Origin of the sequence: Neobacillus sp. OS1-32, assembly GCF_030915425.1 — a bacterium.
Lineage (GTDB): Bacteria > Bacillota > Bacilli > Bacillales > Cytobacillaceae > Neobacillus > Neobacillus paridis.
Genome location: NZ_CP133263.1, coordinates 1,348,061 through 1,370,069 on the forward strand (window position 1 = coordinate 1,348,061; position 22,009 = coordinate 1,370,069).

Consider the following 22,009-nt stretch of genomic DNA (forward strand, 5'->3'; position numbering starts at 1 on the left):
GTTACTTGATGTTGTTGCAACGACCACTCCAAGCGAATCTTTTAAGCTGCTCGTAAAGCATTGATCGATTCATTGTCGTACCGCTGATTTCATAATCAGCGGTACCCCTGCCTCAATTAAATAGGCCTGATCAGCAAGCTGAACTAATTGTTGGTGAATTTGCCCCAGCAAGTGCCCATATGTAAAAACAAGTTCGTTCGCAGAATACGGTTCGTATAATACTTCATTGCTGACGACAATCATCGCTTTTGCCCGGTTTTTTATCGCGCAGATCCCGCTGACAATCCTATCTTTTACCGTTGCTAAAAAAGCAGCATCCCAGGCTTGGTTTTTATAAAATAATTCATTATTCAAGAGGGTCGTTACACAATCCAACAGGATAATATCATGATCGTTTACTGACGAAGCAACGTCCCCAATATGGATAGCTTGCTCCAGCGTTTTCCATGGAAGTTCCGCTGTTTCGCGATCTCGTTGATGCTTGGTAATCCTGGCTGCCATTTCGGGATCGGTAGCGATGCCAGTGGCAAGATAGGTAAGCTGCCCGCCTGTTTCTACTGCCACTTTTTCGGCAAGTCTTTCGGCAAAGCTGCTTTTGCCGCTCCTTACTCCGCCAGTGATGAATATTAGAGAAGTATCAGGAAATAAAAAATTCAATGCTGCCACCTCCAAGCCATAATACTAGGATGAATAACAGAGCGGTTTTAGCCAGTATCGCATTTACCTTTAAAATATGATCGGCCTTAATCGGGGATAGTGGTTCCCCCATTTTTGCCCGATCTGACGCGTAACCCTTATAATAATTCTTTCCGCCGAGCTGAATACCTAAGATGACGGCAACAGCCGCCTCCAGCCAGCCGCTGTTGGGACTTGGGTGTCTTTTGGCATCACGAAATAAAATCGACCACGCTTTCTTGTAACTCATGCTCTCGGGACGGTTGCCCAGCAGCATGATCATTCCAGTTAACCGGCTGGGAATCCAATTGAGAAGATCATCCCATTTCGCTGACGCCCAACCGAACTCTTTATAGCGCTCATTCATATATCCCACCATGGAATCACATGTATTAGCCGCCCGGTAAACCATCGCCAGCGGGGCACCGCCAATCAACGCCCAAAATAACGGGGCTGTGACACCATCACTTGTATTTTCCGCAACCGTTTCGATCGCTCCCCTGGCAATTTCCGCTTCGTTCAGGTTGTCTGTATCCCGGCCGACAATATAGGAGAGCTTTTTCCGAGCTTCCGTGAGGTCGCCTGCTGTTAACGGCTGATACACCTCAATTGAGGCCTCCTTTAAGCTTTTTTCGGCAATAGTGGTGGCAATGATGACGGCTTCGACGATCATCCCGACAAGCGGATGGATTGTATAAGCGGCCAAAACCACAGATAAAGTAATGGTAAAACTTATCAATAAAACGCTACCAAGCATGGCTACACCTTTGCTTTTTTTCGCACGGCCCCGATTCCATCGTTTCTCCAAAAATGCAATCAATGTCCCCATCCAGCGGACCGGATGCGGCCAATTTGGAGGGTCACCAATCAGCTTGTCAATAACATAAGCAATCGTAATCGAAATTAAATGATAGCCGAACATGCTTTTTTCCTCTTTTGCGATTTTTGAATGGCTTTTATTGTACACTGATAAACTGCTTTACTAATCATTTTCCCTAAAGGGGTGATCGTTCCGGCAAAATCTAGTGCCATGCCGGTTTGCGTTGCTGCCACAAGAATGCTGTCGGTGGATGTGCCGGTTGCAATCGTTCCCGTCACTTCATCGACTACCTGTAAATCATGCAGTGCCTTCACTTTCGCTTCGGTTGCCGTCATAATACTTTGAATAAACGCTTCCTCGCTCAGGTCACCATTGACAAAAACCCATGTATTAATCGTCCCGGGCACGATTTCAAATGTGTGCAGCTCGCTTTTGGAGGCATCAACGGCATTTCCAACACCGGCGGTCACGACGGCAAAGAGAGAAAAGCCATCAGTTTCGAAAACTTGATATTCGACATCTTCAAGCGTTACGGCAGTCATCATTCCAACTGTTTCAGATGGTTCAAATCCGTTTTTCCGTAGGAAATCGGCCATATCTTGGCGAAAATCACTGCAGTTATAATCTTTATCAACATGACGGTTAACAAAAGCCTGATACCAGCCAGTTCCCGAACCAATCACACCTGAGGACATCGTTCTTAACGGCACAGGGGACTTCAAGAAGATTAATTCATCAGCTTGCTGTAACATACCTTCTTGAATGACAACCAGTTGTGCTGATTTTTGCCGTTCTGGCAGCAGCGCCATTTGTGGGGCGGCCACCTTTGGATGAGGGAATTTATGAATATTTGTTCGATAGACAGCGCGAATGGTTTCTTCTCTTAATACCTCATTAGGTTCGCGATTGACTTTGATAACGCCTTTTTCGAGCAAAAGCAAGCGGTCACAATAAAGACCAGCAAGGTTTAAATCATGGAAAATCGATATTACCGTTAAATGATTCTCGGTTGTCCATTGTTTGAGCAGGTCGAATAATTCCTTTTGGTAGGATAAATCCAGGTGGTTCGTGGGTTCATCTAACAATAAGATTTCCGGTTCCTGGGCCAATGCCTGGGCGAGAAACACCCTTTGTTTTTCACCGCCGGATAGTTCTTGGATGTTTTTGTTTTGTAACGTGGAGACGCCGATATGCTGCATCACTCTTTGAACAACCGCTTCATCCTCGTCCGACCATGTCTGAAACAAGCCTCGTTGGTGAGCATATCGTCCAAGCGAGACGGTTTCCTTTACCGTATAGGAGAAGGATTGCGAAGAATGCTGTGAAAGAACAGCGACCTTTTGCGCCAACTGTTTTGGACTGTATTCTTTGAGCCGTTTGTCATCAATCAAAATCTCTCCTGCTTGAAACGGCAGAATTCCGCTAAGCATTTTCAGCAGGGTTGTTTTACCGCTGCCATTTGGACCGAGGATTCCGAACAGTTCCCCTTTTTCTACTCCGAATGTAATATCTTTTAATACTGCTTTCCCTGAATAACCGCCTGATACATGTTGTACGCTAAGCATCATTTTTACCACTTCTTTCGATTCTTTTTCTCTGCAGTAAAATAACAGCAAACACCGGTGCACCAATTAATGAAGTAATGACGCCAATCGGCAATTCAGTTGGGGAGATAATTATCCGCGAAACCAGATCAGCCAAGATTAAAAAGCCGCTGCCGATAAAAATCGATAATGGCAGCAAATGTTTATGGTCCGGTCCCCAAATAAGCCTCGTCAAATGTGGAATCACCAAGCCGACAAAACCGATGGTGCCTGACACCGCAACTGCCGCCCCAGTTAAAATCGAACCGGCCGAAAGGACAATTAGCTTTCGTTTTTGAACGTTCACTCCAAGATGGTGGGCCCGTTCTTCGCCAAAAGACATGGCGTTAAGTTCCTTGGCATTGAAGATAAGGATGATCGAGCCAATGATAAAAAATGGCAGGATAATTTTAATATATACCCAGCCGCGCATCGAGACGCTGCCAAGTAGCCAGCCGATAATTTGCCTCAGTTCATCGCCCGTTAAAGCAATCATCAACGATATCATGGCACCTAAAAACGAGCTAAAAATGATGCCGGTCAGAATGATCGTTTCTACCCGCATCGAGCGTTCAATTTTACGAGCAAACATCAGAACACAAAAAATCGTAATAAAGGAAAATACAATACTGAATAACGGCAAAGTAAAAGCACCAACAAAAGGAATGGTAAGGTTGAAAAATAAGGTGATGACGGCCCCTACCGATGCCCCGGACGAAACGCCTAGTGTATACGGGTCTGCCAACGGGTTTCGGAGCAGCCCTTGAAAGGCCGCCCCTGCAATCGCAAGGGAGGCGCCAACAAGACCCGATAAGATGACTCTCGGCAAACGGATATTCATGACAATGCTTGAATACATCGGATCGATATGTTCCGCTCTGAGCGTGCCAAATAAATTACCGGTGATGATTTTTATAATAATCGGGATTGGAACAGAGACAGTTCCAATGGCAATTCCTAATAAAATGGCAAGCAATAAGAAGATGCCGGCGAGTAAATAGGCTGTTATTTTATTATTTAAAAACTTCCGGATAGACAGCCTTGGCAAGATCCTCTACTCCTTCAATAATTCTTGGTCCTGTACGGGTTACTCGGTCTGAATCAACATCGTATACTTGTTTAGTTTTCACAGCTGTGACATTTTCCCAACCCTTACTCGCTAACACTTGCTGAACCGGATTTTTTACATAGTAACCATATGTTGTCAGAATGACATCCGGATTACGTTTAATCATGGCTTCCTGATCAATCTTCACCCAGCCGTCTTGATCACTTATAATGTTTTCCGCGTTAATCGCTTTTAACATTTCATTCATGAACGTTTTGTTGCCTGGTGAATAAATTTCTGGAGCGGGCGCAACTTCAACTAATACTTTTTTCTTCTCTTTGATTCCCGCTGCCTTTTCTTTGATCTTTGCCAGCTTATCTTTCATACTAGTCACCAGTTTGTCTGCTTTCGTGACTTCACCGGTTGCTTTACCAATCATGGTGATGGAATCAAAAACTTGTTCGAAGTTCTGCGCATCATTGACAACTAAAACGGCAATCCCGGCATCTTTCAATTGTTGAATACCATCTTTAAAATTGAGGGCTGTTGATGCATGTGCCAGCACCAAATCAGGCTTTAGAGAAATAATTTTCTCGACGTTAATTTCTTGACCGCCGATTTTCTCTTTTTTCGTCACTTCTTTTGGATAATTATCAAAATCAGAAACTCCGACAATCTTATCTCCTAGCCCTAAAGCATAGGAGATTTCCGTGTTGCTTGGGATTAAAGAGACAATTTTTTTCGGCTTTTTCTTGATAATAACATCATTTTTTAAACCATCTTTTACGGTCACCGGAAAGGAGACCTGCTCTGTTTTTTGATCATTATTCGCTTTATTGTCTTCTTTGCTTTGTTCTTTGTTTCCGGAACACCCCACAAGAACTCCTATAATCAATATGAATGCAAGTATTAATGAATATAGTTTTTTCATGTCTGTACCCACCTTCTAGTAATTGTGACAAGCGCTATTCGTACCTTACACCCTAATCAAGACTGCGTTTGCATCTCCACAAAAAAACATCCTCCTATCTGTGGAGGATGTTGGTATGATTAGATTCATTTACCAAAAATCAGTAAAAGCATTCCAGTCTTCCACACCTCCCTATCCTCGTAGGTTTATTGGCGTAAGAAAATAGGCAGGTCTCCTGGCTTATGGTCATCGCTTCCTATGTCTTCCCATCAAATTGACAGTGACATGATATAGGCAGCTCCCATTTACAGTGGCGGGACCGCGTTGGTTTTTCACCAAACTTCCCTTTTAAGCAAAATCTTTTTGAAAGATTTTTTTAACACCTATTTTTCGAATATTTCCTTGTCAACGTCATTATAGAAAAAGTCTGCTTGTTTGTATATGTTTTTTCGACTTTTTTTTCTTATTCACGTTAAGTTTCTAAATTTCGACACAATCTTTTCGATTCATTTATTCACTGTCTATTTTATATCAAACTCCATGTCAGTTATTTTTATACATCTTAATCGGTAGATAGATTTCAAACTGGAGGTTTCCTGCGGCATTTTGCTGTTTTGGGAAGATTTCAAGACTTAATGCCTGGTGATCCTGTTCATAACCATATTCCTCCATCCAATTGAACAGACGCAGGTATGTATTTTCAACCTCTTCCGGCCCTCCCAGATGGGTGGTGCGAACATAATATTTTCGTGGAATTGAAAATCCAACCATACCTTCTGGGACTTCTTTAACCTCTTCCACAGGTGTGGTTACATAATAGGTAAATTCCGATTCCCTGCTATGAAATGGGGCTATCAGTACCGGATCTTTTGTCTGAAAAGGCACTTCCTCAAGACGCTTCTCCATTATATCGAAAAGGCGTGGGATGATTTTGGCTTGCGAATAAGTGCCATTCCATGAAATACCGACTACTTTTAACTCTTCTTTTTCTACTATTCTAAATTCCATTTTAACCTCCTCCTTTATAAAAATCTTATTCCTATTATTCTCTGAATATCCCATAAATTCCTGCAAACATTTTAAAATTTCCCTATTTTAAAAAAACTTTTTCCATACTCCGTTTAATTAAAATAGTTTTGGAAATAAATGTTTAACTTTGTTTCAACGCCCTCTTACATTATTTTCCTATATCTTTTTTCGACAAAAAACAGAGGATGAAGTGATCCTCTGTAAGCGGTACATATTACTGTCAATAGCCGATAATTGAGCCATTTTGAATTTGCAGCCTACCAAACGACAGACCTTGCAGCTCCCGCCAAACATAGTTTTTTTCAGCAGCTGTTTGCGGCACGATTCGATCCTGGTAAATTCGAAACGGGACAAAAGACATGCCAATTTTCTCATTTTCGATATTTAAGTGCAAAATACCCGTTTGCGCTGCGTTTCCTCTAACATAGTTTGGAAAAAGGAAGTTGCCTAACGAATAGGCTATCGGCTTTCCTTTATAATATTCAAACCCCTGGAGCACATGGGGGTGGCTGCCAATGACTCCGTCAGCTCCAGCGTCAATCATGTTCCTTGCCCAGTCTCGTTGGAACGGTTCCGGCGAACGATTCCGTTCAATTCCCCAATGAATAAAGACAAATAGTAGGTCAGCGGCCGCTTTTTCGTTTTGAATCGTTTCTTCCATCAGGTGAATGTCATAGCCACTTGCTAACCCTGGTTTTATAGCTGTTGCGACCCATGAACCTTCGGGAAGAACCCGGGAAAACGCCAGAATTTTGACCGTTTTTCCTTTAATCATGTAGGTTCTTGCGGAGTATGCTTCCTGCTTGTTTAATCCACCGCCGACATAATCAAGTCTGTATTTTTTTAAATTGGCGATGGTATCGGCAAATCCGGATTGCCCAAAGTCCAACGAATGATTGTTGGCCAAGCTGACCAGCTGGAATCCGGCATTTTTTAAACCGGACAAAGCTTGCGGATCAGACCGAAACGTATATTGTTTGTCTTGCTTATTGCCTCCGGTGGTGATCGACGTTTCCAGATTCACGACATTTACATCACTGGAAGCTAGCTCTGGCTTAATGTTGACAAACGGATAGTCAGGCCCTTTTTGGCGCACAGTTTGTTTCACCGACCAATCAAACATAACATCACCAGCAAACGACAGCTTAATCGGTTCATTACTCACTGCGATAGTTTTCGGGTCAACCTCCGGTACAATTTGATGACTCTCTCTGGCAGCATTTTCCAAGGCAAGACAAATCTGATAGCTACTGTCTGGATTGATCGATACTGGTTTGAAATACTTCCCAAATAACTTAGTTTCAATAAAATAATGAAAAAAAGAACTAGGTCTGATTTGAACATTTTCCTCTGCTCTAACTGTTTGGGTGAAAATGGCTTGATAAATCCAAGCAAAAAAAATGATGAAACTAATAACTTTATGTTTATTAATCATAACTTCCTACCTTGTTTCTATGATTCAGTTTAGTCGGGAATGCGGCGAGCTTGCGCAAAGTCTTGAAGCTGCTAGTTTTTTGTTTTGTTAACATTTTTCATCACTTGGGATTCCCATTTTTTCCAAGGGATTAAATTTTTTAAGCGAATCGTCAGTTTAACTCCTTTCCCGATTGGAAACCGAAAGTTCGGCTCCTTCATTGTAGAAATCTCCGCAACTTTTTGTGCTACTTCCCTTGGATCGCCAAATCCCTCTTCCCCTGCTAAAATATAGTCTTCCAGTTTTTTCATTAGTATGAAATACGGGGATTCTTCCTGAGAAGGCGTCACCTGCCTGCCGGTTGACCAAATACTTGTTTTGTATGACCCTGGCTCTATCAAAATAACATCAACACCAAAAGGTTTCATTTCCAAACGTAGGCTTTCGCTCCAGCCCTCAAGCGCATGCTTTGAGGCACAATAGGGAGACAACCCCGGAAATGCCACGATGCCGCTAATACTGCTCATATTAATAATCTTCCCACTGCCTTGCCTTCTCATGTAGGGAAGAACGGTTTTTGTCACAGCAATAACGCCAAATACATTTGTCTCAAATTGCCTGCGGTATTCCTCTAAGGGAAGCTCCTCGACAAAACCGCCAGCTGCATATCCCGCATTATTAACAAGGACATCCACCCTGCCTAACGTTTTGAGAAAAGTGCTTAATTTTTCAATCGAAGTCTCGGATGTCACATCTAGCTCGTGAATGGAAATGTTCGCCTCGAGATTTTGGTTTTTAGCCTGTTTTAATAAATCGCTGCCTTTTTCGAGATTTCGCATTGTCGCAATCACCTGAAAACCCGACCGGGCCAGCTCCAGAACAGTTAAAAGCCCGAACCCGCTTGAAGAACCGGTCACGATCGCAATTGGTTGATTCATTTATAGATCCCTCCTATATTTATCAATATATCAGACAAAAGGCAGATATATTGATAAAATTGCAGATATCCCTTCGATATCTGCAAATATATTTACGAAAAAATTCAGCAGAGACAATATGCATATTTCTTTACAAAAATTTTAAGTCCGCTTTCATAAAATAAGCGGACTTTTCTAGTTTCCAAGGTTATTTCACTCCCAGTGGCAGCTGTAAATCAATCTTTTTTCGCAGTTATCTGACTTAAAGCCATTATTACATACATCTTAAAAAGGACAATATTCCAAATATAAAGGAATATCGCCCAATAAAGATATTATTTACTTTAATACCCATTTACGAATGGCCTTTGCCACGCCATCCTCTTCATTGTCAGCAGTAACCCAATCTGCATGCTGCTTGACTGCTTCCTGGGCGTTACCCATCGCCACGCCAATGCCGGCTTCTTTAATCATCGCTAAATCATTCAAACTATCACCAACGGCCATGACATGATTCATGGTAATTCCCAAGCGGTCACAGACCATTTCCAGCCCCTTTGCCTTATTAACCCCCTTGTCATTTACTTCGATATTATTTGGTGCAGAGTTACTTACTTCCAATTCTCCGTTGGATTGAAGTTCGTGAAAGATCTTCTCCCTAATTACCTGGTCATTGATAATAAAGCCAAACTTCATCCATTCAAATGAATATAAGTCTTCCGGCATTTCATTATGCCAAGTGCGCTCCGTGTTAATCGCCCAAAAGGTGGTTTGGTATTGCTGGCTAAGCCGCCACATCCATTCAATTAGTTCTGTTTTTACCACTAACCTTTTTATCAGCTTGCGTTGTTCATCCCAAATTTCACTTCCATTTACGGTGACCAAATAGGAATTGAGTCCGAGTGAATCGGCATATTCATGACAAGTCTGGTAAGACCGCCCGGTGCTAAGAACTACTTTTACACCATTTTCTTGGGCTACTTTGATTGCAAGGCGGTTTGCCGCCGAGATTTGGTGAATGTTATTTAAAAGTGTTCCGTCCATATCTAATGCAATGAGTTTTATTTCTCCATTATTTACATTCATAGTACTCTCTCCTTTCTCTACTTTTATTAGGGTAACATTTTTAGCTCCTTCCAATCAAAGGTTTCAATCCATAAGTTTACATAACATTTTTATAGTAAAAAAACTCTATGAAGATTCATAGAGTTTTAAAACGATTAATTTTGAAACTGAACGGCATGCAGTTTGGCGAATACGCCATCCCGCTCGATTAATTCATCGTGTCGCCCCTCTTCAACAATTCCATCCTCTGTTACGACAATGATCCGATCGGCGTTGCGAATTGTTGCTAACCGGTGGGCAATAATCAAGGTTGTTCGATTTTGCGCCAGTTCATTTAAGGCCTCCTGAATGACCATTTCCGTTTCCGTATCGAGAGCAGATGTCGCTTCATTTAGGATTAAAATCGGCGGATTTTTTAGAAACATCCGGGCTATGGCAATTCGTTGTTTTTGCCCGCCTTTAAGGCGAAGACAGAGGCGTAGTTACACTTATGCCTGATAGGGAGTTTTTATACTTTCCTGGCCAAAAAAACACCTAGGCCAGTTGCGCCTAAGTGCTTCGCTCTTTAATGATGATGGTGGCTGCCTTTTGACGGATTCGTTATCACCCACTCCTCCTCTGGCACTTGAAAATACTGAATCCATATTCCATCCAGGTACTCATTTCCTTTTTCAAGAATAAACGAGATATCCTTATCGGTTTCAACGACCTCATCCTTATCTGTCGGGGTGTCCAGCCTCATATCATAATGGGCATGGTCTCCATGTACATTTGTCACATAAACGCGAAACATCTTGCCCTGGGCATCGTCTTGTTCTAACATTTTCTTTAATGCTTTAGCCGCATTCCGGTTAATCTTAACTTTCATTTTACATCATCCTTTTCGTCAACTTGTATGTGTCAGACCCCATTTTTCATTTTACACTGCTTTTGCGTTTGGATCTGACCAACTGGTAGCCAATAAATAGTATGTACAGCGGAATGGCAACATATATAAAATAGGGAAACCGATGTTGTTCTCTTTTGAAAACAATGTAGATTGCATAGCCTAAAAATAGGGTAATAATGATTCCATATTTCGGCAGCGGTACTTCTTTTAAGCTTGGTATTTTAATGGTACTTACCATTAAAAAACAAATCACAAAGAAAGCGATCGGAAGAATAATGCTTGGCATCTTCCCGTGAAATAACGTTAAAAAGGTTAAGATCCCGCCGCCAGCAGTAATGGGCACTCCGGAAAAATACTTTAGCGATGATTTAACCGCGTTTATATTGAACCTTGCTAAACGATAGGCACCAAATAACGGAAAAAGACCGGCAATCGCCATCCCGAAAACACCGAACGCTGAAAAATAGGCATAATACGCCATCATTGCCGGGGCAACCCCAAAGGTAACGATATCTGCCAGGGAATCCAATTCCTTCCCGAGATCGCTTTGCACCTGCAGCATCCTGGCAACTCGCCCATCCATACTATCAAGCATCATCCCAATTAAAATGAGAATCGCCGCATTTTTATAGTCCCCCACCGCCGAATACATGACGGACAAAAAACCAAAAAACAAATTAAAAAGGGTAAATAAATTCGGAATACTGTTCTTAATAATATGTATCACTCCTGTTTTAACGGTTGTCCCTGCTAGTTTCCACCAGCTTGTTCTTTCTATTATACCGCTTTTCTTTGTAAAATTGGAAAAAGAATATCGCCATTGATACCCATACTCCACTTGCCAAATAACCGCCGATCACGTCACTGGGGTAATGGACCCCCAAATAGATACGGCTTATTCCGATCGCCAGGATCATCATAATACTGAAGAAAATTAAAACACCCCTCCCTAGTCTGCTAGAAATGTGACGCCAAAGCAAGAATGAAATCATCACATAAACGGTAAATGCATTCATCCCATGACCGCTCGGAAAGCTGTAGCCGCTAATTTCAATCAGACGATGAAAATCGGGCCGGACCCGGTGGAAAAATTGTTTCAGCAGCTGATTAATAATCCCAGACCCCATTAAAACCACAATAAACAGAACCACTTCTAGGCGATGCTGCAGGACCTTATATAAGAAAAAGACGAGAAGTAAACTGAGAATGATAACAAATTCCGTGGAGCCGATAAAGGTAAATAATTTCATCACCTTCGTTAATCCTGGTGACTCCAGTCCCTGAACTGCCGAAATAATTGTTCGGTCAAAACCGATAATTTGATGGTCCTTAACGAATAGCGACACCATGGCAAAGCCAATTATGCAAAGCACGCTGAGGACAAAGGCAATGGTAAGATATAGTCTCAACTTCATATAATATACACCTCAAATAGTAAATCGAAATGATTTTACTCTGTCATTTCATGCCCTAAACAAATGAAAAGGCTGCTCCAAGTTACACAGCCCTTTCACTATTATTTCCACTTTTCCAATCATAACACATGTTTTATTTAATTAAGAAGTTCTGCGCCTTTTAAATAAGTATTTTTTCCTGAGGCCTTTTTCTTCATAATAAAAATCATTAAAACGGGAGTGATCCAGGAATCAGGGATCCTTTTTCTAAAAGATTGAATCCTGCCTGACCTTGTTAAGACGAGGAAGCTTTGGATGTTTTTTTATCTGTTCCGTCTTTAGAAAACAGCCAGCCAGCCGCAGCAATCCCCAGTAACACAAGATAAAAGCTTATTTTCCACTCCGTCGAGTGAGCAAACTCCTCACTAAGAACCGCCAGTTGAGGATGTGATAGTGTATAAACCGCCAGTTTTACCCCAACCCAGCCAACAATTGTAAAGGCAGCAATTTCCAGACCAGGCTTTTTTTCTAGCAGCTTCACAAATATGTTCGCGGCAAATCGCATCAGCACCAAGCCAATGATGCCGCCGGCAAAAATAACCAGAAATTTGCCGCCATCAAGGCCGCCAATGTTAGGCAGTGCTGTGTTTGGCAGCACAACTGCCAGCGCAACCGCGGCCAAAATCGAATCGACGGCAAACGCAATATCAGCAACCTCCACCTTTAAAACCGTCAGCCAAAATCCGCTTTTTCCAGCGGCTTTTTCGTTTGGAGTGTCTTCCTCAGCCTTCCCTTTTACTAACTTTCGAAAAATATGATTTCCCGCCATGAAAAGTAAATAAACGGCACCGATTGCCTGTACCTGCCAGACATCAACGAGAAATGAAATGACAAACAACGATACAAAGCGAAACACAAAAGCCCCTGCCAAACCGTAGAATAACGCCTTTTTCCGCTGTGTCTGCGGGAGCGGTTTTACCATGATCGCCAGCACCAGCGCATTATCGGCAGCCAATAGACCTTCCAAGGCGATCAAAATCAATAAAACAGTGCCGTACTCCAAAACAAGCGATAATTCCATCAAAACATCCTCCTCCATTTCGATTTTTTCTAAAATACTCCATGTAAAAAGGCCTTTACCATTACAGTAAAGGCCCCAATTAAACATAGAAAAGACCTTTACCATCAACAGTAAAGGTCTTGCTAACAACGTAATGTTGCCAATAAAGCCGGAGAAATGGACTTCTCGAGAATGACGACTTTATTGTAGCAGCTACTCCCCTTTTAAGGAAATATTTTATTACTACCAATATATTATTTATCCATTATTTTGTCAATAGTTTAATTTCTTTATAGTTCATATATCTCAGCATATTTTTCCTCAAGATATTCTACCAGATAGTCTGCGTTTAACTCTTCACCGGTTACCTTGACAATTAAATCATTCGGCGTATAGAGCTTCCCATACTGATGGACATTTTCCTTTAACCAGCCTTGGATCACATCAAACCGGCCGCTTTCTATCAGTTTTGGAAAATCAGGCAGCTGTTTTTGAATCGTTCTTAGAATTTGGGCGGCATAAAGATTTCCTAACGAATAAGATGGAAAATAACCAATATCGCCATAGGACCAATGGACATCCTGGAGCACTCCCTCAAGATCCGTTGCCGGAGTAACACCTAAATAATCATGCATTTTCTGATTCCAAATACCCGGAAGATCTTTTACCTCAATTTCTCCAGCAATTAAGGCCTTTTCAATTTCATAACGAAGCATGATATGTAAATTATAGGTTAATTCATCCGCTTCGACCCGAATTAACGACGGCTCCACCGTATTGACGGCCCGATAGAATTCATCCAACGAAACATTTTCTAATTGTTCCGGGAAAAATTTCTGCAATGTTGGATAAAAATAGCTCCAGAATTCTTTGCTGCGGCCAACCATATTTTCTAGAAATCGAGATTGTGACTCATGAATTCCAAAGGAGGCACCGCTTTGTAAAACAGATTCCTCAAAATCCGGATTGATATGCTGTTCATACATCCCATGACCCGCTTCGTGAATCGTACTAAAAATCGCCGAGCAGACATTATCTTCGATATACTTGGTGGTTAAGCGAACATCCCCAATATTAATCGTTTGCTCAAATGGATGAATGGTTTCATCAAGCCTTCCAGCCATCATATCAAAACCAATAATCGGCAGAATATAGCGGTTAAATTCCTTCTGCTTAGCAACAGAAAACGGCTGCGATAAAAAGTGATCATTAGGCCGCTTACCATTTTTCTGGATTCGGTTTAATAAATCAACACTGGTTTTTCTTAACTTTGCAAACAGCGGGTCGAGAATTTTCACCGTTAATCCCGGCTCAAATTCATCCAATAAAGCATCATACGGATGATCCTCATAACCATAAATTTCCGCAAATTTCCGCTTGTAGTCAACAATCTTTTCTAAATATGGCTGGAATTTAGCAAACTCATTGGCCTCTCTTGCATCTTCCCAAGCATCATTTGCCTGCCCGGTTAGCATCGAATATTCCTGATACAAATCAGCAGGGATGCTCTTCGCTTTCTCGTAGTAACTTTTATACTCGCGGACCTTTGCTATCGTTATTTGATCTAATTCCTCGACATACTCCGGAGAAGAAAGAACCGCTAAAAGCTCGCCCATTTCAGGAGACACCGAGAGCTTAAATACTTCGGTTCGTAAAGTTCCGGCAGCTCTGGCAAACACACGCCGGCCTTTTTTCGGTGCCATCACCTTTTGGTCCCAATCAGCCAAACCAATGACACTGTAATAATGAGTGATTTTTTCGTCGAGCGCTTTGAATTGCTCCAATGTTTTCTCTAAGGGTTGTTTCACCTTTTTCTGTTCCATTCTTAGACCCCCTAATGATGGTAGGATGCAATTGATCATCCGTATTCATTATAAAATAAATACTCAAAAAAGGGGAAAGATTTTGAAAGCAATTGAACCGCGGACTTTTGCATAAAATCCTTCTTGGTTTGGAAAAATTAAGCAGGAATATTCATTTCATGCGAATCAACATCACCCCTTTAGGAGGGATTTTAATATGTTGGAGAACCCCTGGCTGTCGATTGGAAAGCCGGAACAGCGGATTGATGCGGTGGAAAAAGCAGCAGGTACTGTTCGATATACAGCGGATTATTCTGTTCCCGGTCTACTGCATGCCAAATTGGCTACGAGTACACAAGCACATGCCAAAATCATAGCGATTGATGTGAGCGAAGCCTGGAAAGTACCTGGTGTACGGGCCATTGTAACTGGAAAAATGTTCCCGTATCATATCGGCCCAATACTTGCTGACCGGCCGCCGCTTGCATTCGAAAAGGTCCGCTATTATGGTGAGCCATTGGCGATTGTTGTTGCCGATCAGGAACATGTGGCCAAGCAGGCCGCCCAGCTCATTCATGTTAAATATGAATCGCTGCCGGTCGTCAATTCTGCCCGGGAAGCGTTTCAAACAGATGCCCCGTTAATCCATGAAAATTCCGGTAAGTATATGAAAATTATTAGTAATGTTTACCCTGTACAAGGCACAAACATCGGCAGTCATATTAAAATACGGAAAGGCGATTTTATTACAACATGGGAAAATTGCGATATTAAAATTAAACAAACTTTTTCGTTCAATCTTTCCGACCATGCCGCTTTAGAACCAAGATGTACGAGGGTCGAAATTAACCCTGCCGGCAAAGTTGTCGTCCATTCGACCACGCAATCACCTTTTACCATTAAGAAAGTTTTGAATCAATTTTTTAATATCGATGTTGGCAACATCATTGTCCATGTACCGCTGATTGGCGGGGCATTTGGCGGCAAAGGCACCGTCCAGTTAGAACCGCTTGCTTACCTGGCTTCAAAAGCCGTTGGCGGAAGAATGGTAAAGTTGGAGTTTACCCGTGAAGAAGACCTTATTACCGCTCCTGGACATATTGGCCTGGAAGCGACAATTGCTCTGGGAGCCAATAAGGCCGGAAAGCTGATGGCCGGACAATACACATACCTGATCGATTCAGGCGCCTACACCGATCAAGCAGCTGGAATTACCAGGGCAATGGCGCTTGATTGTACGGGCCCGTATGATATTCCGAATGTATGGTGCGATTCATACTGTATGTATACAAATCATCCCTATGCCACCTCCTTCCGTGGATACGCTCATCCGGAGCTAACATTCGCGGTCGAACGAACGATGGACAAACTGGCCCATAAATTAAAGCTTGATCCCGTTGAACTTAGAAAAATCAATGCGATTAAGCCGGGAAACAGCAGCCCGACAAGTGCAGTGCTGAATGCCAATAACCTTGGAGACGTGGAGAAATGCATTGACCAGGCGAAAAAACTTATTGACTGGGATCAGGGAGAGCGGCTGGAAACGGCAGATGGTAAAGTAAAAGCTAAAGGAATCAGTACCTTTTGGAAAACATCAACAACTGCTACAAATGCCCAATCAGGTGCTGTGCTGAAGTTCGAAGCAGACGGCAGTGTGAATCTAAACTGCGCAGCGATTGAATTAGGACAAGGTTCGAAAACAATTCTTGCCCAAATGGTAGCGGAAAGATTGAAAATGGATATTAAAAAGGTACACGTGACGATGGAGGTCAATACCCAATCCGATCCGCATCAATGGCGGACAGTTGCCAGCAGCACGACCTTTTTAGCAGGCAGAGCGGTAATGAATGCCTGTGATGACGCAATTTCGCAGTTGAAAAGGACCGCCTCGATCGCGCTGCAATGTTCGATGGAGGATTTGGAGGTCGGCGGTGGACGTGTTTATTTGAAACCCAGCCCTGAATATGGGGTGAAAATTCAAGACATAGCCCTCGGGTATAAATATCCAAATGGTCACGCTGTAGAAGGCCAGGTAGTCGGACACGGAAGATACATTCAGCGCCATCTTACCCCAATGGACAAAGATACCGGTTTTGGCAAACCTGGTCCTTGGTGGTCTGTAGGGACACAGGCTGTAGAAGTCGAATGGGATCCAGCCGATTGCAGCTATAAAATTTTAAAAGCTGTTACGGTGCTCGACGGTGGAAAAATCATCAATCCAATGACCGCTACTCAGCAGATGCGCGGCGGAATGTATCTGGGCTTAAGTTTTGCCAGCCAAGAAGGATTTATTTTTGATCAAAATGGTACGGTGTTAAACCCGCAATTGCGAACCTATCAAATGGTCCGGTTTGGTGAACAACCGGCAGAGTATATTGTCGATTTTATTGAAACTCCGGCAGCGGATGGGCCATTTGGTGCCCGAGGAATCGGTGAATATGGGGTGATTGGGATGGCTGGGGCGCTGGCAAATGCACTTTCAACAGCGGCACAGGTCGAGTTAAACCATTTGCCGCTTTTACCGGAGCTCATTTGGAAGACCCGGAAGGAGCGTCAAGCATGATTCCCTTCGACTTTGAATATTATCGTCCCGAAAGCGTAACCGAAGCAGTTAAAACCTATGAAATCCTAGCAACACAAGATAAAAAAGTTTTGTTCTACAGCGGCGGTACTGAATTTATTACGTTTTCCCGGTTGAATCAGCTTGATGCCGAGGCGATTATTGACCTTAAAGGAATTCCTGATTGTCATCAGCTGGAACTTCAAGGAGAGCATTTGGTAATCGGCGCAGCTGTGTCCTTAAATAAAATCACCGAATCCCAATTGTTCCCGTTATTAGGGCAAACCGTCAGGAAAGTAGCCGACCATACTTCGAGAAATAAAATTACCATTGGCGGCAACATACTAAGCCGGTTCATTTATCGGGAGGGCGTTTTACCGCTGCTCCTCACTGAAGCCAAGGTAAAACTTGCCGGAAGTTCAGGAGAAAGGGTTGTCCCACTGAAGGTTGTATTTGATAAACAAATGAACATCAGCCCTGAGCAATTTCTCATTCATATACAGGTTCCTAAAGCCTTCCTGGATCTTCCATTTGTCAGTATTAAAAAAACGAGAATGTCAAAAGTTGGCTATCCGATTGTATCGATTGCTGCTTTAGTAAAAGATAAAAAAATCCGAGCTGCCCTTAGCGGTGTCTGTGAATATCCTTTTAGATCACCGGATATCGAAGCAGCGCTTAATGACACTTCCCTTTCCAAAGAAGAAAAGATTGATAAAGCGTTAGGGCAATTACCAGAAGCAATTATCGATGATCTGCAGGCATCACGTGACTATCGTGAATTTCTGTTAAAAAATACATTGCTCGAGACAATCGAGGCACTGGAGGCGACACAGACATGATAACAAATGGCACGGGAAAAACAGTGGTCAGGCTGCATGTAAACGGTGAAGCATCCGACGTGATGATCCGTTCTGCTGATACCCTGTTGCAAACATTGCGTGAGCAGCTTGGTTTAACGGGGGCAAAACGGGCTTGTGAAAACGGCGACTGTGGGGCATGTACGGTCCTAATAAACGGCGAACCCATGCATTCATGCCTTTGCCTGACAATTGAAACCATCAACCAGCCAATTACCACGATTGAAAGTCTTAGGGATTCTGCAATTCAACAGAAATTTATCGAAAAATGGGCTATCCAATGCGGTTTTTGTACGCCGGGGTTTATTTTAAACTGCCAGGCATTGTTGAATAAGCACCCAGACGCTGATGACGAAACCATTGAGGAATGGCTCCAATCCAACCTTTGCCGCTGTACCGGCTACCAGGAAATTAAAGAAGCAGTTAAGTCTCTGTTGCCCAAAGGGTCTGCCTCCTAAAAACGAGTGTCAGGCACCACATCATAGTGGCACCTGACAACAGGTTTAGCAGATCTAGTTTGCCATTATCCTTTTTTAAAGCTATTATTGCCGGCATTCAGGGATTCAATCAGGCTCAGTGTTTGGGCCGCCTGCTCAATTTGCTGCTGAACTTGCTCAAGCTGTTGCTGCTGTACCGTTGATGCTTGAGTAACGGCAATCCCCTGCATCTGATTTAACTGTTCGGTCACCTGCTGCAATTGTTGCTGTGCCTGCTGCAGCACTTGAGGAGACGCCAACGTGACATTTTGCTGAAGCGTTTGGGAAGCTTGATGCATCGTTTGCAGTGCCTGCTTCTTTTGTGCTTCAAAATCTTGTTCCATCATCGTCTGGTTCTCTTGCAGCTGCTGTTGTTGCTGCAGCATTTTTTGCTGGCCATAGCTTTGCGATTGCTGCTGGCTAGTGCTTTGAGCTCGCTGTTTCGTATTCATCATTTTCCTCCTTTCGGTTGTCCGATAACATTCATCACTGCACTAATAGTTTTTTAAAACTGGATAAGATTTATCCCTGTGACTGAGGCATATCCATATAAGGAAGTGAACGATTTGGACAAACAGAAGAAGAAAACATCGCATTTTCCTTTTCGCTTAAATATTATGTTTTTTTGCGTATTTATCTTGTTTTCCATCTTAATACTTAGGCTCGGTTTTATCCAAATTGTCCATGGGGAAAATTTCAGAAAGGATTTGGAGAGGAAAGAAAATATTAGTGTCAGTAATCCAGTGCCCAGGGGGAGATTGTTTGACCGTCACTTTCGAGTCATCGTGGATAATGTCCCCAAAAACGCAATCACCTTTACGAATCAAGGGTTTAGTCAGAAAGAGATGTTAAAAACAGCCGAACGGCTGGCCACTTTGATTGAGAAACGCACGGACAAGGTCACGGAATTAGATAAGCGACATTTTTGGATCCTGAAAAATCCTGCCCTTGCCGATAAAAAAATTACCAAACAAGAAAGACAATTGTATGCTGCTAAAAAGCTTACCGATCGAGACCTGTATCGTTTAAAGCTAGAACGTATCAGCAATGCCGAACTAAAAAATTTTTCCCAAAAGGACTTGGAAGTGCTGGCGATTTATAAAGAATTTACCAATAGTTATAAATTTATCCCGCAAATTGTAAAAAACGAGAATGTGACCGACCAAGAATTGGCCATAATTAGTGAAAATCTCCATTCACTGCCGGGAGTAGATACAACCACTGACTGGGATCGTTCCTATCCATTCAATTCCACGCTGCGATCTGTTTTAGGGAATGTAACAAAGGCGGAAGAAGGCTTACCTGCAGAACAGCTGCAATATTATTTGGCGAGGGATTACCACCGCAACGATCGAGTTGGCAAAAGTCAATTAGAATGGCAATATGAAGAAATCCTTCGCGGACATAAAGCGAAAATAAAAAATTTCACCGATAAAACTGGGAATGTCATTGAGACTCAACCTATTTTTGATGGAAAAAATGGCAAGGACCTGGTGCTGACCATTGATATGGATTTGCAAAAAGCTGTTGACCAGATTCTCGAAGAAGAACTGTGGGCAATGAAGCGTCGGCCGGGAACTTATCTTAGCGACAGAGCCTATGTTGTTTTAATGGATCCTTATAGCGGCGATATTTTGGCCATGTCGGGAAAAAAACTAGTAAGAAATCAAAAAACCGGCCGACTTGAAATACAGGATGATGCATTAGGTACTTTTACGACCACCTATAGCGTCGGTTCGACCGTAAAAGGAGCAACCATTTTAACCGGATATCAAACAGGGGCCATTTCACCAGGAACCATTTTTAATGATGCTGGAATAAAAATTAAAGACACACCGATTAAAAAATCATATATGTATTTAGGAAATTTAAATGATGTGACGGCATTAAAGAAGTCCTCCAACGTCTATATGTTTCATACAGCAATTCGAATTGGAAAGGGGCATTATGAATACGATAAGCCGCTTAATTTTACGAATAAAATGGCTTTTGAAACGGTTAGAAATTCATTTGCTTCCTTCGGTCTTGGCACGAGAACAGGCATTGATCTGCCAAATGAACAGACCGGCTTTAAGGGGTATAGCCGGCTTCCGGGCTATTTGCTTGACCTTGTGATTGGTCAGTATGATACTTATTCGGCGATGCAGCTGGCCCAATATGTATCAACGATTGCCAACGGCGGCTATCGGATGCAGCCACATGTTGTCAAAGAAATTCGCAGTCCGGCAAAAGACAAGGAAAAACTCGGGACGGTATTGCAAGAGGTCTCCCCGACTGTCCTCAATACCATTGATGTAAAAAAAGAATGGCTCGATCGGGTAAAGGTAGGATTTCGTAAGGTAATGCAGGAGCCTGGCGGGACAGCCTATAAATATTTTAAAGGGGCTAGATATGCTCCAGCCGGCAAGACAGGAACGGCAGAAGCGTTTTATGACGGTCCTTTAAGGTATCAATATGGTAAAGAGCCGCCGCCCGTGATGAATTTAAGCTTGGTTAGCTATGCTCCAAGCGCAAACCCGGAAGTTGCCATGGCTGTTCTGGTTCCCTGGGCCTATCAAGGAAAGAAAGATCATAAAGCAAATTTGAAAATTGGCCGCAGAGTGTTGGATACGTATTTTCAAATGAAACAGGGCCCGCTGTGATGAGCCCTGTTTTTGATGTTCAATATAATATAGTGCTTTCTGAGTCATCATATAGAAAGAAATTATTTTACAAAAATAAGGCTCTTTTTTACAAATTCCGGGCACAATTTTACATAATCAGTCTCCTATTTTACAATATTTGGGATAATTTGGATCATAGCCTAGCTTGAACAATTTTTTTTACAAAATCAAGGTCTATTTTTACAAATTCAAGGCATAATTTTACATAATCCCGCTTCTATTTTACAATAGTTGGAATAATTTGAATCATAGCCTAGCTTGAACAATTTTTTTTACAAAATCAAGGTCTATTTTTACAAATTCAAGGCACAATTTTACATAATCCCGCTCCTATTTTACAATAGTAGGAATAAACTGGATGACTTCTTGACTCACCCGACATTTTTCAGAGTATTAATCTTTTCTCAACACTGATTTTACCGCCTTTTCAATTTCGATATAGCTGGTGCAGCGGCAAATATTTGATTCGAGCCATTCTTTAATTGTCTGATCATCGGCATCTGGATGCTGCTCGATTAAAGAATGGCAGTTCATGATAAACCCCGGAGTACAATAACCGCATTGAAAGGCAAACTCCTCCACAAAAGCCTGTTGAATCGGAGTATTATGTAACCCTTCAATGGTGGTCACTTGTTTCCCTACCGCCTCAATTGCCAGCATTAAGCACGACTTCATCGGCCAACCATCGACGTTGACGGTACAGGCCCCGCAGTCCCCATTTAAGCACCCCGGTTTTGACCCTGTCAGACCGAGCTTCCCCCTCAGCACAAATAGAAGTGTATCCGCGGATCGAACTGTCAAATTGTGATCTTCCCCGTTAACATGTAAAGTTATCTGCTGCAAGGCC

Annotated in this window: 20 protein-coding genes, 1 pseudogene and 1 riboswitch; of the genes and pseudogenes, 4 read left to right on the forward strand and 17 right to left on the reverse strand. The window is 42.5% G+C overall.

Features of this window, described 5'->3' with window-relative positions:
- Window positions 1–69: 69 nt before the first annotated feature.
- From RCG24_RS06920 to RCG24_RS06990, 15 genes and pseudogenes are all read right to left on the reverse strand, one after another.
- The gene (locus RCG24_RS06920; protein ID WP_202654120.1) at window positions 70–657 is read right to left on the reverse strand and encodes a bifunctional adenosylcobinamide kinase/adenosylcobinamide-phosphate guanylyltransferase; all 588 of its coding nucleotides are present in this window, start codon (window positions 655–657) and stop codon (window positions 70–72) included.
- The gene (gene cbiB / locus RCG24_RS06925) at window positions 638–1,597 is read right to left on the reverse strand and encodes an adenosylcobinamide-phosphate synthase CbiB (RefSeq protein WP_308078714.1); all 960 of its coding nucleotides are present in this window, start codon (window positions 1,595–1,597) and stop codon (window positions 638–640) included. Before cbiB ends, RCG24_RS06920 begins: the two co-directional genes overlap by 20 nt.
- Window positions 1,579–3,060 (reverse strand): adenosylcobinamide amidohydrolase, encoded by a 1,482-nt coding sequence (locus RCG24_RS06930; RefSeq protein ID WP_202654345.1) that lies wholly within the window; start codon window positions 3,058–3,060, stop codon window positions 1,579–1,581. Before RCG24_RS06930 ends, cbiB begins: the two co-directional genes overlap by 19 nt.
- On the reverse strand, window positions 3,053–4,126 hold the full coding sequence (locus RCG24_RS06935; protein ID WP_308078715.1) for a FecCD family ABC transporter permease: 1,074 nt from the start codon (window positions 4,124–4,126) through the stop codon (window positions 3,053–3,055). Before RCG24_RS06935 ends, RCG24_RS06930 begins: the two co-directional genes overlap by 8 nt.
- Window positions 4,092–5,057 (reverse strand): ABC transporter substrate-binding protein, encoded by a 966-nt coding sequence (locus tag RCG24_RS06940; protein WP_202654117.1) that lies wholly within the window; start codon window positions 5,055–5,057, stop codon window positions 4,092–4,094. The genes RCG24_RS06935 and RCG24_RS06940 overlap by 35 nt, the downstream gene beginning before the upstream one ends.
- Window positions 5,058–5,243: 186 nt before the next feature.
- Window positions 5,244–5,438, reverse strand: a riboswitch (cobalamin riboswitch).
- A 141-nt stretch (window positions 5,439–5,579) separates the two neighbouring features.
- A complete protein-coding gene (locus RCG24_RS06945) occupies window positions 5,580–6,044 on the reverse strand; it encodes a GyrI-like domain-containing protein (protein ID WP_202654116.1) in 465 nt (154 codons plus the stop codon).
- A 241-nt stretch (window positions 6,045–6,285) separates the two neighbouring features.
- A complete protein-coding gene (locus tag RCG24_RS06950; RefSeq protein WP_308078716.1) occupies window positions 6,286–7,500 on the reverse strand; it encodes a CapA family protein in 1,215 nt (404 codons plus the stop codon).
- A gap of 71 nt (window positions 7,501–7,571) precedes the next feature.
- On the reverse strand, window positions 7,572–8,417 hold the full coding sequence (locus RCG24_RS06955; protein WP_308078717.1) for an oxidoreductase: 846 nt from the start codon (window positions 8,415–8,417) through the stop codon (window positions 7,572–7,574).
- A 318-nt stretch (window positions 8,418–8,735) separates the two neighbouring features.
- A complete protein-coding gene (locus RCG24_RS06960) occupies window positions 8,736–9,482 on the reverse strand; it encodes a Cof-type HAD-IIB family hydrolase (protein ID WP_308078718.1) in 747 nt (248 codons plus the stop codon).
- Window positions 9,483–9,616: 134 nt separating this feature from the next.
- Window positions 9,617–9,931, reverse strand: a pseudogene (locus RCG24_RS06965) (ATP-binding cassette domain-containing protein); the annotation flags it as partial.
- 95 nt (window positions 9,932–10,026) lie between these two features.
- A complete protein-coding gene (locus RCG24_RS06970; RefSeq protein WP_202654113.1) occupies window positions 10,027–10,329 on the reverse strand; it encodes an iron-sulfur cluster assembly accessory protein in 303 nt (100 codons plus the stop codon).
- A gap of 46 nt (window positions 10,330–10,375) precedes the next feature.
- Window positions 10,376–11,077, reverse strand: a complete 702-nt coding sequence (pssA, locus tag RCG24_RS06975) for a CDP-diacylglycerol--serine O-phosphatidyltransferase (protein ID WP_308078719.1) — start codon at window positions 11,075–11,077, stop codon at window positions 10,376–10,378.
- A gap of 7 nt (window positions 11,078–11,084) precedes the next feature.
- Window positions 11,085–11,765: a phosphatase PAP2 family protein gene (locus RCG24_RS06980; protein ID WP_308078720.1), complete on the reverse strand. Its 681-nt coding sequence runs from the start codon at window positions 11,763–11,765 to the stop codon at window positions 11,085–11,087.
- 274 nt (window positions 11,766–12,039) lie between these two features.
- Entirely contained in the window at window positions 12,040–12,825 is a 786-nt protein-coding gene (locus tag RCG24_RS06985) for a TerC family protein (RefSeq protein ID WP_308078721.1), read from the reverse strand.
- Window positions 12,826–13,094: 269 nt separating this feature from the next.
- Window positions 13,095–14,627, reverse strand: a complete 1,533-nt coding sequence (locus RCG24_RS06990) for a carboxypeptidase M32 (RefSeq protein ID WP_308078722.1) — start codon at window positions 14,625–14,627, stop codon at window positions 13,095–13,097.
- A gap of 196 nt (window positions 14,628–14,823) precedes the next feature.
- On the opposite strand from RCG24_RS06990, the gene RCG24_RS06995 reads away from it, so the two are divergent.
- The 3 genes from RCG24_RS06995 to RCG24_RS07005 are packed head-to-tail and all read left to right on the forward strand — an operon-like array spanning window position 14,824 to window position 18,481.
- Window positions 14,824–17,169 carry a xanthine dehydrogenase family protein molybdopterin-binding subunit gene (locus tag RCG24_RS06995; RefSeq protein ID WP_308078723.1) on the forward strand — a complete coding sequence of 782 codons (2,346 nt, stop codon included), beginning with the start codon at window positions 14,824–14,826 and terminating at the stop codon, window positions 17,167–17,169.
- Window positions 17,166–18,005, forward strand: coding sequence for an FAD binding domain-containing protein (locus RCG24_RS07000; RefSeq protein ID WP_308078724.1), 840 nt, complete (start codon window positions 17,166–17,168; stop codon window positions 18,003–18,005). The genes RCG24_RS06995 and RCG24_RS07000 overlap by 4 nt, the downstream gene beginning before the upstream one ends.
- Window positions 18,002–18,481 carry a (2Fe-2S)-binding protein gene (locus RCG24_RS07005; RefSeq protein WP_308078725.1) on the forward strand — a complete coding sequence of 160 codons (480 nt, stop codon included), beginning with the start codon at window positions 18,002–18,004 and terminating at the stop codon, window positions 18,479–18,481. Before RCG24_RS07000 ends, RCG24_RS07005 begins: the two co-directional genes overlap by 4 nt.
- A gap of 65 nt (window positions 18,482–18,546) precedes the next feature.
- Here RCG24_RS07005 and RCG24_RS07010 read toward each other — a convergent pair whose 3' ends face one another.
- Window positions 18,547–18,951 carry a hypothetical protein gene (locus RCG24_RS07010; RefSeq protein WP_202654344.1) on the reverse strand — a complete coding sequence of 135 codons (405 nt, stop codon included), beginning with the start codon at window positions 18,949–18,951 and terminating at the stop codon, window positions 18,547–18,549.
- A gap of 114 nt (window positions 18,952–19,065) precedes the next feature.
- On the opposite strand from RCG24_RS07010, the gene RCG24_RS07015 reads away from it, so the two are divergent.
- Window positions 19,066–21,141, forward strand: coding sequence for a peptidoglycan D,D-transpeptidase FtsI family protein (locus RCG24_RS07015; RefSeq protein WP_308079132.1), 2,076 nt, complete (start codon window positions 19,066–19,068; stop codon window positions 21,139–21,141).
- Window positions 21,142–21,555: 414 nt separating this feature from the next.
- Here RCG24_RS07015 and RCG24_RS07020 read toward each other — a convergent pair whose 3' ends face one another.
- Window positions 21,556–22,005: a (2Fe-2S)-binding protein gene (locus tag RCG24_RS07020; protein ID WP_374049154.1), complete on the reverse strand. Its 450-nt coding sequence runs from the start codon at window positions 22,003–22,005 to the stop codon at window positions 21,556–21,558.
- Window positions 22,006–22,009 lie beyond the last annotated feature (4 nt).

What these genes read in the sequence shown, in the direction of transcription:
- cbiB (WP_308078714.1), bottom strand. Translation starts at nt 1,597, where the DNA reads ATGTTCGGCTATCATTTAATTTCGATTACGATTGCTTATGTTATTGAC.
- RCG24_RS06930 (WP_202654345.1), bottom strand. Translation starts at nt 3,060, where the DNA reads ATGCTTAGCGTACAACATGTATCAGGCGGTTATTCAGGGAAAGCAGTA.
- RCG24_RS06940 (WP_202654117.1), bottom strand. Translation starts at nt 5,057, where the DNA reads ATGAAAAAACTATATTCATTAATACTTGCATTCATATTGATTATAGGA.
- RCG24_RS06945 (WP_202654116.1), bottom strand. Translation starts at nt 6,044, where the DNA reads ATGGAATTTAGAATAGTAGAAAAAGAAGAGTTAAAAGTAGTCGGTATT.
- RCG24_RS06950 (WP_308078716.1), bottom strand. Translation starts at nt 7,500, where the DNA reads ATGATTAATAAACATAAAGTTATTAGTTTCATCATTTTTTTTGCTTGG.
- RCG24_RS06955 (WP_308078717.1), bottom strand. Translation starts at nt 8,417, where the DNA reads ATGAATCAACCAATTGCGATCGTGACCGGTTCTTCAAGCGGGTTCGGG.
- RCG24_RS06960 (WP_308078718.1), bottom strand. Translation starts at nt 9,482, where the DNA reads ATGAATGTAAATAATGGAGAAATAAAACTCATTGCATTAGATATGGAC.
- RCG24_RS06970 (WP_202654113.1), bottom strand. Translation starts at nt 10,329, where the DNA reads ATGAAAGTTAAGATTAACCGGAATGCGGCTAAAGCATTAAAGAAAATG.
- RCG24_RS06980 (WP_308078720.1), bottom strand. Translation starts at nt 11,765, where the DNA reads ATGAAGTTGAGACTATATCTTACCATTGCCTTTGTCCTCAGCGTGCTT.
- RCG24_RS06985 (WP_308078721.1), bottom strand. Translation starts at nt 12,825, where the DNA reads ATGGAATTATCGCTTGTTTTGGAGTACGGCACTGTTTTATTGATTTTG.
- RCG24_RS06990 (WP_308078722.1), bottom strand. Translation starts at nt 14,627, where the DNA reads ATGGAACAGAAAAAGGTGAAACAACCCTTAGAGAAAACATTGGAGCAA.
- RCG24_RS06995 (WP_308078723.1), top strand. Translation starts at nt 14,824, where the DNA reads ATGTTGGAGAACCCCTGGCTGTCGATTGGAAAGCCGGAACAGCGGATT.
- RCG24_RS07000 (WP_308078724.1), top strand. Translation starts at nt 17,166, where the DNA reads ATGATTCCCTTCGACTTTGAATATTATCGTCCCGAAAGCGTAACCGAA.
- RCG24_RS07005 (WP_308078725.1), top strand. Translation starts at nt 18,002, where the DNA reads ATGATAACAAATGGCACGGGAAAAACAGTGGTCAGGCTGCATGTAAAC.
- RCG24_RS07010 (WP_202654344.1), bottom strand. Translation starts at nt 18,951, where the DNA reads ATGAATACGAAACAGCGAGCTCAAAGCACTAGCCAGCAGCAATCGCAA.